This is a genomic window from Aeromonas sp. EERV15 (assembly GCF_900079845.1).
GTDB classification, from domain to species: domain Bacteria; phylum Pseudomonadota; class Gammaproteobacteria; order Enterobacterales; family Aeromonadaceae; genus Aeromonas; species Aeromonas sobria.
Genome location: NZ_FKKY02000012.1, coordinates 107920 through 121163 on the forward strand (window position 1 = coordinate 107920; position 13244 = coordinate 121163).

Consider the following 13244-nt stretch of genomic DNA (forward strand, 5'->3'; position numbering starts at 1 on the left):
ATGACTCCTGAGCAGAGCGTTGCCCTGGTTGGTGGCGCGGTCAATCTGGTGGTGACCATGGTTTCGGTGCTGATTGTACCGGGCCTGATTGTGGGATTGGTTGTCAGTATTTTTCAGGCGGCCACCCAGATCCAGGAACAGACGCTCAGTTTTCTTCCCCGTTTTATCGTGACCTTGATGACACTTATCTTTACGGGTAACTGGCTGTTGTCGCAGATCACCACCTTGTTCCAGGATCTTTTCCTTAAAATCCCCGGGCTCATCGGATGAATTCGCTGCTGTCCCTCAGTGCTGCTGACCTGACTGCATGGTTGGGACAGTGGTGGTGGCCGTTTATCCGGATTGGTATGGCATTCTGGGTGATGCCGGTTTTTGGGGATACCCGGGTGCCTGCGCAAGTCCGCCTGATGCTGGCGTTTATTATCAGCCTGCTGCTCGCCCCCATGATGAAAGATATGCCGGTTGTCGATCCTTTCAGTGCCGGTGCGCTGGTCCTGGCGGTCGAGCAGTTGTTATTTGGTTTGTTGTTCGGTCTGTGTGTCCAGCTGCTCTACATGGTGATGTCTACGGCAGGGCAGATCCTCTCCATGCAGATGGGTCTGGCGATGGCGGTGATGAATGATCCGGTCAATGGGGATTCCGCCCCCATCATCAGTCAGGTAATGACGGTTTTTTGTGCCTTGCTCTTCTTGGGGCTTAATGGCCATCTGGTGGTGCTCGACATCCTGGTGCAGAGCTTGCGTAGCTGGCCGCCGGGTTCATCTCTGGATCTGCTCGATATGAAGGGCGTGATCGGGTTGTTTGGCTGGTCTATCGGTGCCGCCCTGTTGCTGACACTCCCTGCCGTTGTCGCCATGCTGATGGTTAACCTTACCTTTGGGGTGATGAACCGAACCGCACCTTCGCTCAATATCTTCTCCCTCGGTTTTCCCATGACCCTGTTGCTCGGGTTGCTCACCATGGCGCTCTCCATCAGTGGTGTGCCCTCCCGTTATCTGGATTTGGTGACCCATGTGCTTGAACAACTGCGAGGCTTGACCCCGGCATGAGTCAAAACAGCGCACAGGATAAAACCGAAGAGGCCTCCAGCCAGAAACGCCAGAAAGCGAGGGATGATGGGCAGATCGCCCGCTCCAAAGAGCTCAGCTCTGCCGGTTTGCTGTTGCTTGGCGGGTTGGTGATGCAGTGGATGGTGCCGGGGTTTGGCCAGTTTTTTGCTGAGTTGATGAAGCGCCCGCAGCGTTTTGACTGGCAAGGCGCCCGTGACCCGCAGATGATGATCCATTGGTTGGGTGAAGCGCTGATAAACATGCTGTGGGTACTGCTGCCCCTGTTTGGCTTTCTGGCCCTGATGCTGGTGTTGCTCAGCATAGTGCCGGGCGGTATGGCGCTGACCTGGAAAAAGCTGTTGCCCAGTGGCGAGAAGATGAACCCTTTGAAGGGGCTGGGGCGGATGTTCTCCAAGAACAGCCTGATGGAGTTGCTGAAGTCACTGCTCAAGGTGACGCTGATCGGCGGCACGCTGGCGTTGATGCTGAATCATCAATGGCCTTCCTTGTTGATGATGAACCGGATGCCCCCTCAGGCGGCCCTCGAACAGGCGCTACGGATCCTCTCCCAGGCATTTATTCTGCTGGGGAGCGTGCAGATGCTGATTGCCGTGCTGGATGTGCCCTATCAGCGCTGGTCGCTCAACAAGCAGCTCAGGATGACCAAGCAAGAGGTCAAGGATGAGCACAAGAACAGCGAAGGGCGTCCCGAGATCAAGGCCAGGATCCGCCAGGTGCAAGGAATGCTTGCCCGCGCGCGTATCGAGCAGCGGGTACCGCAGGCAGATGTGATCATCGTTAACCCGACCCATTATGCGGTGGCCATAAAATATGATGCGGCTCGAGCCAATGCCCCTTTCGTGATTGCCAAAGGGGTTGACAGCATGGCCGAGCGGATCCGTCAGGTTGCCAAGCAGCATGACAAGATGGTGATGAGCTTGCCTGAGTTGACGCGAGCCATCTATCACTCGACCAAGGTGGATCAGGAAGTCCCCGCAGGGCTGTACACGGCAGTTGCCTATGTATTGAACCATGTATTGCAGTTAAGGGCGTATGAGGCAGGCAAGGGGAGGAAACCGACTCCTCTTGCCCCGTTATATGTACCGCCCGAGTTACGTCAACCTGAGAGGTAAGTTTTGAACTGGCGTGTATTAACCCAATCCTATACCGCAATTCCGCTGATGTTATTGGCCATTCTGGCCATGATGATCCTGCCTCTGCCCGGTTGGCTGCTGGATGCGCTCTTTACCTTCAACATCGTGTTGGCGGTACTGGTGTTGCTGGTATCCGTCTCGGCTCGCAGACCACTCGATTTTTCCGTATTCCCTACCGTGTTGCTGGTTGCCACCTTGATGCGTCTGTCGCTGAACGTGGCCTCAACACGGGTGGTGTTGTTGCACGGTCACGAAGGGCATGAAGCGGCCGGTAAGGTCATTCAGGCATTCGGTGAAGTGGTGATCGGTGGCAACTATGTCGTCGGTCTGGTGGTCTTCGTGATCCTGATGATCATCAACTTTGTGGTGATCACCAAGGGTGGCGAGCGGATTTCGGAAGTATCTGCCCGCTTCACTCTGGATGCTATGCCAGGCAAGCAGATGGCAATCGATGCCGACCTGAATGCCGGCACCATGGATCAGCATCAGGCCAGGGCTCGCCGTGAGGAGATCGCGCGCGAAGCAGACTTCTATGGTGCGATGGATGGTGCCTCCAAGTTTGTTCGTGGTGATGCGATTGCTGGCCTGCTGGTGTTGATCATCAACCTGGTGGGTGGGTTGGCCATTGGCATCTTCCAGCATGCTTTGCCCGTCGCCGATGCCTTCCAGCGCTATGCGCTGCTGACCATTGGTGATGGTCTGGTTGCCCAGATCCCGTCCCTGCTGATGTCGACTGCCGCTGCGATTATTGTGACTCGGGTCAGCGATGAGGGGGAGATGGCTGATCAGGTTGGCCAACAGATTCTTGCTTCCCCCCGGGTTATCTATACCTCGGCAATTATCATGTTGATATTGGGTCTGGTGCCTGGCATGCCCATGTTCGCATTCCTCAGTTTTGCTGCGGTGCTGGCTTGGACTGGCTGGAGTGTCAGCAAGCGCGCCGTCAATGTGCCGGATCTGGATGCGGCGCAAGAGCTGACTCGTCAAATGATTCAGCCTGAACAGCAGGCACTGGAGTGGCAGGACTTGCTGCCGGTTGATACGGTTGCCATCGAGCTTGGTTATCGTCTGGTACCATTGGCTGAAACGGATAAAGGGGCGGAATTGCTTGCCCGGGTGCGCGGGATCCGCAAAACCCTCTCCGAGCAGTATGGCTTTCTGCTCCCCGAGATCCGCGTGCGCGACAATCTGCAGTTGCAACCGGAGCAGTACCGGATCAAGTTGTCCGGTGTCGCGTTGGCGATGGGGAATGTGGATTGTCAGCGCTTGATGGCGATCAGCAGTGGTGAGACTTATGGTGCGCTCGATGGCGAGTTGACTCAGGATCCGGCTTACGGCATGAGTGCGGTCTGGATCTCACCGGAGCACAAGGCCAAGGCGCTTAATCTCGGCTACTCGGTGGTGGACTCTGCCACCGTGATTGCCACTCATGCCAGCAAGCTGTTGCGTGAACAACTTGATGCGCTGTTTGGTCATGATGAAGTGGGCAAGCTGGGCCAATACCTGGCCAGTCAGTCACCCCGGCTGGCTGAAGAGCTTAATCTGGCGCTGACCCAGATGCAGCAATTGAGAGTTTTCCGTCAATTGCTAAAGGAACAGGTCAGCCTGACCGATATACGTACCATTGCTACGACACTGCTGGATGCGAGTGAGCTGACCAAAGATCCGGTCTTGCTGGCCTCTGATGTGCGCTGCGCCTTGAAGCGCCAGATTGTGCGACAGGCCATTGGCAATCGCGATGTGCTGGCCACGTTTACCCTGGATGATCGACTTGAGCAGACATTGCTGGCCGCGATGAACCAGTCACAGCAGCAGGGCAAGATCCAGCTGGACAGCTTCCCTGTTGATCCGCAACTGCTGGCCCAATTGCAGCAGAATATGCCGTTGGTGAAAGAGCAGCTGCAGCAGTTGGGACATGCCCCCGTGTTAGTTGTCATGCCTCAACTGAGACCGTTAATGGCCCGTTATGCCCGATCATTTGCAAAGGGTCTCAAAGTGCTTTCTTACAATGAAATACCTGAAGAGTTACGGGTGGAGGTAATTGGTACACTTGGTTAATTGCTGTTGGATAAACATCCTGAAGGGAAGTGTTTTTTCCGCACTCCGGCTTGAATTACCGTATGAATACTATATGATGTGACTAAAATTGACGCAGTGCTACGTCAACTAAAAATAATCATTATAACAATAAGTGTGTATTCAACGACCAAGCGAACAATATGGTCGTGTCGTCCAGACATGGACAATCACATGATAAGGGCAAACTGAACTGAAAAGTCAGGACGCAAAGCCTCCGGTCTAACAGCGGGAAAGCTAATGACAGCGGGGTTACCAAGGTGTATCTAGACATCTCCTTGTTACCACATCGATATAATGTCGCACTGTTGATGCAGTGCGATCTTGTATGGCGTTCTTGTCTCTGACTCTTCATCTTTATTGATTGTTCTATCCACAGTCGCAGGTGTCAGATTCCTATGCTTTCGGGATTACCGATAAATACAACAAACGGGTTGTGTAGTCATAGCATTACCCCACACATATTATTGATACAACCAGCATTAATCGCTGAAAATTATATCAAAGCACTCCTCTCGGAAGAGGGGTATCGTGTATCTAGTGTTAATTCTGTTAAACAATCAAAAGGCATTATTGCTGGCAATGATGTTAGTTTGATCTTGCTCGATATGGATGCCATGACCGAGCTTGGGCCACGTATTCTACGCGAGTTTGAGGGGCTGGACTGCGTCATCATGGTCAATGAGCATCAGGCCGCGATTGCTGCGGAAGCCATGTGTGCCGGGGCTATCGACTATATAGTCAAACCCTTCGGCCCTCAGCAATTGCTTGATGCGGTGCGCGGTGCTTTACGCCTTCGTCAGGCGATCCCCAATCTGATAGCCGTTTCTCCCATGAGCCTGCAGGTATTGCAACTGGCTCGGCGAGCGGCCAAAACATCTGCCACCATTCTCATCGGTGGTGAGTCCGGTACTGGTAAAGAGCGGTTGGCCCGTTATATTCACGAAATGTCAGTCAGGTCTGAAAAGCCGTTCGTGGCAATTAATTGTGCGGCCATTCCGGAGGCCATGCTCGAGTCGATTCTTTTCGGCCACAATAAAGGTGCGTTCACTGGTGCTACCTCTGCGCAGCCTGGCAAGTTTGAATTGGCACAGGGTGGTACCCTGTTGCTGGATGAAATATCTGAACTGCCTTTGAACCTGCAAGCCAAGTTATTACGGGTGTTGCAGGAGAAAGAAGTGGAGCGCCTTGGCAGTAATCAAACGATTGCGCTGGATGTTCGAATTATTGCTGCCAGTAATAAAGATTTGCGGACTTTGGTTGCTGATGGGCTGTTCCGTGAAGACCTTTTTTATCGCCTTGATGTTTTGCCAATGAGCTGGCCCGCCCTGCGTGAACGTCCTGACGATATTATTCCTCTGGCTAACTACTTTATTGAGCGTTATGCACCTCAGCAGGGATACAGCTTGAGTCAGCAGGCCTGCCAGTTGCTGCTGTCTTATGAGTGGCCAGGTAATGTGCGGGAGCTTGATAATGTTATGCAGCGTTCGTTAATTATGGCGCGTGGTTTGCATATACAGTCAGTCGATTTGATGCTGCCAAATTGTATTCTTGTCCAAGAAACAGCCGCGTCAGACATGTGGCATGCTCCTGAGGGGTTAAGTGAAACCCGTCGGAATGCCGAGTTCCAATTTGTATTAGAGACCTTGCGCCGCTTTCGTGGCCATCGTACCCGCACAGCCGATGCACTGGGCATGACGACCCGGGCGCTGCGCTACAAGCTTGCGGCGATGCGTGAGCAAGGCATTGATATTGAACAGCAGATTCAAGCAGAGGGATAACATAGTGAAGATTCAAATGATGTCATCACAAGTGACACTACTGCAACAAATGCAGGAGATGCAGCGTGTCGCCAGTCAGACTCCTTCTATCGAATCCAATAGTGATGTATCGGGAGCATCGTTTTCAGATGCGATGCACGATGTGGTAGGGCGTGTCAATGAACAGCAAAATATTGCCTCAAAGTTGATGGCATCGGTCGATGCCGGACAGAGTGATGATCTGGTTGGCGCCATGGTGGCGAGTCAAAAAGCTGGCCTGAGTTTTTCAGCCTTGATGCAGGTGCGCAACAAGCTGATGACCGGTTTTGACGACATCATGCGCATGCCACTCTGAGGTAACTGATGACTGAACTTGTAACATCCCCTGAGGGGACTACCTCCGATTCGTTCAAGATCAAACTTCAAGAGGGGCTGCGTAACTGGCGTACTCTTTCCCGTGACAACAAATCGATCCTGACCATTGCCCTGCTAGCTGCGATTGTCGCTGGTACCATTGTGGTGATCCTGTGGACCTCCAGCAAAAACTATGTGCCCCTGTATGGTAAACAGGAGCTATACGATACCGCCAACATCATGGAGATGTTGGAGAAGGAACAGGTGCCTTTCCGTTTGGAAAAAAGCACCGGTCAGGTGTTGGTTCCTGAAAACCAGTTGGCTCATGTCCGGATGGCGCTTGCTGCACGAGGGGTTCGTGCGGCTATGCCGTCTGGCCTAGAAGGTTTGGACAACGTAACCGGATTGGGCACCAGCGAATTTATGGAAGGGGCGCGTTATCGTCATGCCCTGGAAGGTGAACTGGCCCGAACTATCATAGCGCTTGATGCCGTGCGTAGTGCCCGTGTTCATCTGGCTATACCGAAGCGCACGCTGTTCGTGGGGCGAGATGAGGAAAAACCCAGCGCGTCAGTGATGCTCGATGTGCAACCGGGCCAATCCATCGAAGCAGGCCAGGTCGAGGCGATCGCCAATCTGGTGGCTGGCAGTATCTCCGGAATGAAACCCGGCGCTGTCACTGTGGTTGACCAATCCGGCCAACTGCTCAGCGCAGAATTGGGCGATAAGGTTGGTTTTGGCAAACAGAGTGTCCAGCAGATGGAGTATGTCCGCAAGCTGGAGCAATACATCCGTCAACGCGCCAGTGACATGCTCTACCCCATGTTGGGCAGTACCAATTTCAAGGTGCAGATTGCGGCTGACGTGAACTTCAATGCTGTCGAAGAGACCCAACAGCAGCTCGATCCGCAAGGTGTGGTGACTCATGAGTCCAACAAATCGGACAAAACCGTCGATGCGTTGGCGATGGGCATTCCCGGGGCGCTTTCCAACCGTCCGCCAGAAACCTCAGCGAAAGAGGATAAAGCCGATACCGCCAAAGGTAATGGTGCGCAGCCACAACCACAGAATGATACACGTACTGAGCGTCAGGAAGTCAGCAAGCAGTACGAAAACAGCCGCACTATAGTGCATACCACTTATCAGCAGGGGCGTCTGGAGCGGATCAACGTATCCATTCTACTTAACCAACAGATCGCTCCTGAAGGTGGCTGGAGTGCCGATCAACTGGAACAGATCCGTCAGATGGTGGAGCGTGCAGTCGGTTTCGATGAGTCTCGTGGTGATCAGATCAGTCTGCAGGCCTTTGATTTCAATGGTGCAGTACCAGTGACGGCTCCCGAATCCGGCTGGTGGGAAACCCCGTACTGGCAAGACTCCTTGCGTTATCTGGTCGGCGGTTTGCTTGGCCTGACGCTGGTATTCTTCGGTATTCGCCCGTTGGTGAAACATCTGGTCCGCACCCAGCAACAGCCGGATATGGAAGTCAATCTGGCAGATGAAGAGCTGGAGCCCACCGTCGGATTGTCCATGCGTAGTGATGATCCCCAACTATCGGCCGCGTTGTCCAATGGCTTGATCCACGCAGACAACAAGATAGAACCCCAGTTCTCTTCACTGGATATGGAGTCACTGCCAGAGCCGGGATCTGAACTTGAGGTGCAACTCCAGCATTTGCAGTTGCTGGTTGAAAAAGATACCGCCCGTGTGGCGGAGGTTGTCAGAGCGTGGGTGAGTGGCAATGAACAGCGTTAACTTGAATCAGAGTGCCGTCGATATCGATATCGACAACCTTGAAAAGGCCGCCATCTTGTTGCTGAGCATGGGGACCGAGTCTGCTGCCAAGGTAATGCAGAAGCTCTCCCGTGACGAGGTGCAGCGTTTGATCTCCAAGATGGCCGCTCTCTCTGGCGTCAGCGCTATCGAAGCGAAGTGGACATTGCAGCAGTTCTTCAACCAATACCGAGAGCAGAGCGGGATTGGCAGTGCCTCACGGGAGTATCTGGAACAGACGCTGGATCTGGCGTTGGGTCAACGGCTCTCCCGTAGTTTGCTCGACAGCTTGTACGGCGATGTGATGAGTCAGGATATCCAGCGCCTGCAGTGGGTGCCTGCCGATGTACTGGCCCGTTTCTTCCGCAACGAGCATCCCCAGATGCAGGCTGTGCTCTTGGCATTCCTTCCGCCCCAGACTGCGTCCGCCGTGCTCGATGCGTTGCCCGGTTCGGTTCATGACGATTTGCTGGTGCGCGTCGCAAGTCTCAGCAGTGTCAGCGAACATGTGCTGGGTGAGCTCAGGCTGACGCTGGATCGCTGTCTGGCTTACGTGGCAGATCAATCCGGTGCCAAGGTAAATGGGGTGCGGCAGGTGGCCGATATCCTCAACCGCTATCAGGGTGACAAGGAGCAGATGCTCTCGCTGCTGCGTGAGCATGATGGTGACATGGCGCTGGAGATCGAGAAGAACATGTTCGACTTCATGGCGCTGCGCCGTCAGAGCGACGACACCCTGCAGCGCTTGGTGCAGGAGCTGCCCAGCGAATTGCTGGCATTGGCACTCAAGAACACCGAGACCAGTTTCCGCAAGGTTATTTTGGGGGCCATGCCGAAGCGGATGGCTCAGGCGCTGGACGATCAGATCCAGAACCAGGGCAGCGTCTCTTTGCGCAAGGTCGAACAGGCAAGGGCAGAGGTCATGCAACTGGTCCGCGAGTTGGTGGAGCAAGGCGAGATCGAGTTCCAGCTGTTCGAAGAGCCCACCGTCAGCTAACAGGAGGCATGTATGAGTCAGTATGTGCGTAAATTGGTGCCTGGCGCGACCCGACTGTATCGTTTCCCCGCGCTCGGTCAGAGCGGGGAAGAGGCCCAGAGTCAGCAAGAACAATTTGAATTCGGCTATCAGCAAGGGCTGGAGCAAGGTCACGACGAAGGCTATCAGGCTGGCTATCAGCAAGGGTTGACCAGCGGTCTGCAGGAAGGCGAGAGCACCGGTTTGCAACAAGGGCAAACCCGCGGTTTTGCCCAGGGCCTTTCAGAGGGGCGAGCTGCCTTCGAGCAGGCAATGGTGCCGTTTGCCAAGCTGCAAGAGCAGTGGGAGTCACTGAGCCGGGCCCGGATGGCCGAACAGAAAGAGCTTATCGCCCAGCTGGTGGCGCAGGTAGCCAAACGGGTCATTATGGCCGAGTTCACCCTCAATCCGCAGCAGGTGATGAATCAGGTCGAACAGGCGTTGGCTACCTTGCCGAGTGAATCGGAAGCGCTGGTGATCTACCTTAACGAGGGAGACCGGCAGCGGCTTGCCGAGCAGGGGGTTACGCGCTGTGAAAGGTGGCCATTGCAAGTCGATGCTGCACTCGGGGTGGGCGATGCCCGCATCGAAACCCGCGCAGCCGTCGTCGAGGTGAGTACCAGCTCCCGCCTGGCAACCTGTATCGAGCAGCTCAACAGCTCGCTGGACGTGCCGCAAGATGCATGAGGCCTTGCAGCAGGCACTGACCAGTGCGCTGGACAATCTGGATGAGCTGCCCGCGTTTCGTCGTTTTGGCCGGTTGGTGCGAGTGACCGGCCTGACTCTCGAAGTGGTCGGCTGTCAACTGGTGATGGGGCAACGTTGTCGTGTCAGTACGGCAAGTGGAGAGCCGCTGTTGGCTGAGGTTGTCGGTTTTAATCGGGATATCTCTTACCTGATGCCGCTGCAGCCGATGAGTGGCCTCTTCGCGGGTGCTCAGGTCGAGCCTATCGATGGAGAGGAGACGGTGCGGCTTGGCGCTCACCTGCTGGGACGGGTACTCGATGGGCTGTTGCAGCCGCTCGATGGGCGGCCGTTACCAGAAGGCGGTGATAGCGTCCCCCTGTTTGCTCTTCCGCCAAATCCCTTGTTGCGAACTCCGGTACGTGAACCACTGGATGTTGGTATCCGTGCTATTAATGGTCTGCTGACGGTTGGCAAGGGTCAGCGTTTGGGTCTGTTCGCCGGTTCGGGGGTCGGCAAGAGTATGTTGCTTGGCATGATGACCCGCAATACTGCAGCCCAGATCGTCGTGGTGGGGCTGATTGGTGAGCGGGGCCGTGAGGTGCGCGAATTCATCGAGCACAGTCTGGGCGCGGAAGGTCTGGCTCGCGCCGTAGTCATCGCGGCCCCAGCGGATCAATCTCCGCTGATGCGGCTGCGAGCGGCCCAGTTATGTCACCGGATTGCCGAGTATTTCCGTGAGCAGGGGCAAGATGTGCTGCTGCTGATGGATTCACTGACCCGTTATGCCCAGGCACAGCGTGAAATTGCACTGGCCATCGGTGAACCCCCCGCGACCCGGGGCTACCCGCCCTCGGTATTCAGCATGCTAACCCAGCTGGTGGAGCGAGCAGGTAACGGCACGCATCCGGATGGTAGTCTGAGTGCTTTCTACACAGTGCTGGCGGAAGGTGATGATCAGCAGGATCCGGTGGTCGATGCGGCGCGCGCCATTCTCGATGGCCATATCGTGCTGACCCGTCGTCTGGCTGAAGAGGGCCACTATCCTGCCATTGATATCGGTGCATCGGTGAGTCGGGTTATGCCACAGGTCGTGCCCGCAGAATGGCAAAAGCTGGCGGTAACCTTGCGCCAGCTATGGGGGCGCTATCAGCAGGTGCGTGAGCTGCTGCCACTGGGGGGTTATCAACCCGGGGCCGATCCGCAAATGGATGACGCTGTTCAGCGTTATCCGGGGATTGCGGCATTCCTGCAGCAAGGCTTGCATGAAGAGATGGCCTTTGAACAGGTGATGGTTGGTCTCAAGCAGGTGCTGGGGCAGGGATAAGGATTCGTTATGCTGAAGTCTTATCTGGGCTTGCAACAGGAAGAGCTTGAAAATCTTGGCGCTGAGCGTCAGCGCTTGCGGGAGCTGGCGTTGCGGGAAGAGCAGCGTGCGCACAAATTGAAGGAAGTGATCTCTTCGCTGCGGCCTGGTTCCGACAAGTTTCATCCTTTGCTATGGCAAAACAAGCAACAGATGGATGGCCAGTTGCGCCTTTTGCTCTCCCATCAGGTGCAGCAATCGGCGCTGGCCAGACTGGATCTGGAGCGTCATGAAGGGGAACTGGTCCGGCAGTTCGGACGGGTCAAAGGGTTGGAGTTATTGCTGGCAAGACGTGATGATGTTGCTCGCCAGCAGCAGGAGAGGCGGGATCAGCTGCAGATGGACGAGCTGGCCAGCTTGCGTCACCTGACCCGCAAGAGTACGGAGGAGGGTTAATCCGCGATGCTGCTCGGGTCGCGATAACCTGAATCTTGTCCCAACAACGAGTGAATGGTCTCCATCTGGCCTGCCAGCAGGCGGCCATTGAGATCATTCTGACGCAGACACTGGTGCAGTAACTGTTCAAGCTGTTGCCATTGATTGACCACCGTGGTGCGCAGGGGAAGTGGCAACTTGGCAATCAGGGTGGCCATCCCCTTCTCATCGGGTTTGAGTCCCAATGTCTGCAACTGCTGGCAACGCAATTTTGCCTGTTGTGTCACCTTGGCCATCAGCGCGGTCTGCTGCTCGTTATGGACTTGCAGGCCATCGACATCATGGCTTGCCAGCAGCGCATGCTGGCGAAGCAATAATGCGGTGAGTTCGGTGTAGTGACCGTAGTCCTGCTGGATCCCGAGGATCAATGCCTTGACGGTGGCTTTGGTATCCACACTCATCGACGATGCATATCCAGAATGGCCTGACCCAGCGCATCCAGATCGATCTCCAGCTTGCCTTCACTGATGGCTTTGCGGATTTCGTTGACCTTGTCCATGTCGACATCCGGGGTTGTGGCAAGCTGGCTGTGGGCTTTGGCAACTGACTGTGCCGTGCTGCTGATCTGGGCATCAGCTTGTTGTGCTGGCTTGGAGCTTTGCTTGGTCGCCGCATCCTGCTTGCGGCCTGGCTGGTTCTGAATATAGAGCGAGTCAGTACGGGTAATTTTCATAACGTAAATTCCTGATGGTCTGTCTATGACAAGCGACCCAAGGCTTGTCAAACTTGAATCAAATAGCTGCCTGGATTCAAAAGCGGGTTTCAACTTCCCCGGTATCTGTTACCCATGCCTGTATCTCTTTGCCAGAGCTAAGATTTTTCACCCTGATCCCGTCGCCTATTCCACCATTTTCGAGGGCCTCCCCTCTGGTTGTTGCGGAGAACTCACCTTCCCCTGCACGGATAAGCACTCCCTCCCCCTGTTTGACCGCCCAGACCTTTTGTAAGTCCAGCTCACCGATGAGCTGTCCGCTTCTCAGATGCCGGTTGCTTTTATGTCCCAGCAGGGAGTGATTGCTCGGGGTAAACCCGCGCTGTATGCGGCTGACATCCAGCTCCTTTTCCACCAGGTCGCTGGCGCTGATGGATTGACCTTTTGCGATATCCCGTGCGGCAACCCAGACCGGTAACAGTAATGAGACCTCTACCCGCCCACGCACCTGCCAAGCGGGATCTGTGCACTCGATGAGATAGGGACGACGTCCCCAGGGTTGCCGATACAGGCCACCTGCCTGTAGCGATATGTTTCCGGATGGGCAGGGGGGGAGGTGGTCGGCGGAAGGGGCAAGCCAGACGCGAAACTCACCCGTTGTTGCAGGCCATCTCTGTTGGGCTATGTAGTCATCAAGACTCTGGCGTGCATCTTGTTCAAGCAACCGCTCAAGCAAGTCGCTTTGAGCTTGCGGTTCGCCATGCGCCGGCGAGCCTGATAGCAACCAAAGTACACCGGCCAATTTCCACACGGGAAGTCGCACTTCCTCATTCCTCGCTGTTTTGAGGTTGATGATGTGTTGTAACCGCTTGATATCAGGTCTTTTCATGATTGGCATGAGTCTTGATAAGGAAAACCCCGGTCTG

14 protein-coding genes and 1 riboswitch are annotated in these 13244 nt (G+C 55.1%); of the genes, 11 read left to right on the top strand and 3 right to left on the bottom strand.

From position 1 onward, the window contains the following. The 11 genes from fliQ (at position 1) to lfiJ (ending at position 11627) form a co-directional block, all read left to right on the top strand. Positions 1-270, top strand: a complete 270-nt coding sequence (fliQ, locus tag BN4575_RS12400) for a flagellar biosynthesis protein FliQ (protein ID WP_033138173.1) — start codon at positions 1-3, stop codon at positions 268-270. Then, positions 267-1049 (top strand): lateral flagellar biosynthetic protein LfiR, encoded by a 783-nt coding sequence (gene lfiR, locus BN4575_RS12405; protein ID WP_042061500.1) that lies wholly within the window; start codon positions 267-269, stop codon positions 1047-1049. The genes fliQ and lfiR overlap by 4 nt, the downstream gene beginning before the upstream one ends. Beyond that, a complete protein-coding gene (gene flhB / locus BN4575_RS12410; RefSeq protein WP_068978377.1) occupies positions 1046-2182 on the top strand; it encodes a flagellar biosynthesis protein FlhB in 1137 nt (378 codons plus the stop codon). Before lfiR ends, flhB begins: the two co-directional genes overlap by 4 nt. Positions 2183-2185: 3 nt before the next feature. Continuing rightward, the gene (gene lfhA / locus BN4575_RS12415) at positions 2186-4261 is read left to right on the top strand and encodes a lateral flagellar biosynthesis protein LfhA (RefSeq protein ID WP_068978378.1); all 2076 of its coding nucleotides are present in this window, start codon (positions 2186-2188) and stop codon (positions 4259-4261) included. A 190-nt stretch (positions 4262-4451) separates the two neighbouring features. Then, positions 4452-4539: riboswitch (cyclic di-GMP riboswitch) on the top strand. A gap of 138 nt (positions 4540-4677) precedes the next feature. Continuing rightward, entirely contained in the window at positions 4678-6060 is a 1383-nt protein-coding gene (gene lafK / locus BN4575_RS12420; RefSeq protein WP_068978379.1) for a lateral flagellar response regulator transcription factor LafK, read from the top strand. 4 nt (positions 6061-6064) lie between these two features. Next, the gene (lfiE, locus tag BN4575_RS12425) at positions 6065-6394 is read left to right on the top strand and encodes a lateral flagellar hook-basal body complex protein LfiE (RefSeq protein ID WP_083221033.1); all 330 of its coding nucleotides are present in this window, start codon (positions 6065-6067) and stop codon (positions 6392-6394) included. 8 nt (positions 6395-6402) lie between these two features. Then, entirely contained in the window at positions 6403-8148 is a 1746-nt protein-coding gene (gene fliFL, locus BN4575_RS12430; RefSeq protein WP_176716434.1) for a lateral flagellar M-ring protein FliFL, read from the top strand. Beyond that, entirely contained in the window at positions 8135-9163 is a 1029-nt protein-coding gene (fliGL, locus tag BN4575_RS12435; protein ID WP_068978381.1) for a lateral flagellar motor switch protein FliGL, read from the top strand. Before fliFL ends, fliGL begins: the two co-directional genes overlap by 14 nt. 12 nt (positions 9164-9175) lie before the next feature. Continuing rightward, positions 9176-9868: a lateral flagellar assembly protein FliH gene (gene lfiH / locus BN4575_RS12440; protein ID WP_068978382.1), complete on the top strand. Its 693-nt coding sequence runs from the start codon at positions 9176-9178 to the stop codon at positions 9866-9868. Then, complete coding sequence (gene lfiI, locus BN4575_RS12445) at positions 9861-11192, top strand: lateral flagellar FliI-like assembly ATPase LfiI (RefSeq protein ID WP_068978383.1); 1332 nt, start codon at positions 9861-9863, stop codon at positions 11190-11192. The genes lfiH and lfiI overlap by 8 nt, the downstream gene beginning before the upstream one ends. 9 nt (positions 11193-11201) lie before the next feature. Further along, complete coding sequence (gene lfiJ, locus BN4575_RS12450; RefSeq protein ID WP_068978384.1) at positions 11202-11627, top strand: lateral flagellar protein LfiJ; 426 nt, start codon at positions 11202-11204, stop codon at positions 11625-11627. Here the strand turns inward: lfiJ and BN4575_RS12455 are convergent. The 3 genes from BN4575_RS12455 to flgA all read right to left on the bottom strand — a co-directional run bounded on the left by BN4575_RS12455 (position 11624) and on the right by flgA (position 13207). Beyond that, the gene (locus BN4575_RS12455; RefSeq protein WP_068978385.1) at positions 11624-12067 is read right to left on the bottom strand and encodes a flagellar protein FlgN; all 444 of its coding nucleotides are present in this window, start codon (positions 12065-12067) and stop codon (positions 11624-11626) included. The two genes, lfiJ and BN4575_RS12455, sit on opposite strands and share 4 nt — an antisense overlap. Further along, on the bottom strand, positions 12064-12339 hold the full coding sequence (flgM, locus tag BN4575_RS12460; RefSeq protein WP_068978386.1) for a flagellar biosynthesis anti-sigma factor FlgM: 276 nt from the start codon (positions 12337-12339) through the stop codon (positions 12064-12066). The genes BN4575_RS12455 and flgM overlap by 4 nt, the downstream gene beginning before the upstream one ends. A gap of 76 nt (positions 12340-12415) precedes the next feature. Further along, the gene (gene flgA / locus BN4575_RS12465) at positions 12416-13207 is read right to left on the bottom strand and encodes a flagellar basal body P-ring formation chaperone FlgA (RefSeq protein ID WP_068978387.1); all 792 of its coding nucleotides are present in this window, start codon (positions 13205-13207) and stop codon (positions 12416-12418) included. Between the last annotated feature and the right edge of the window lie 37 nt (positions 13208-13244).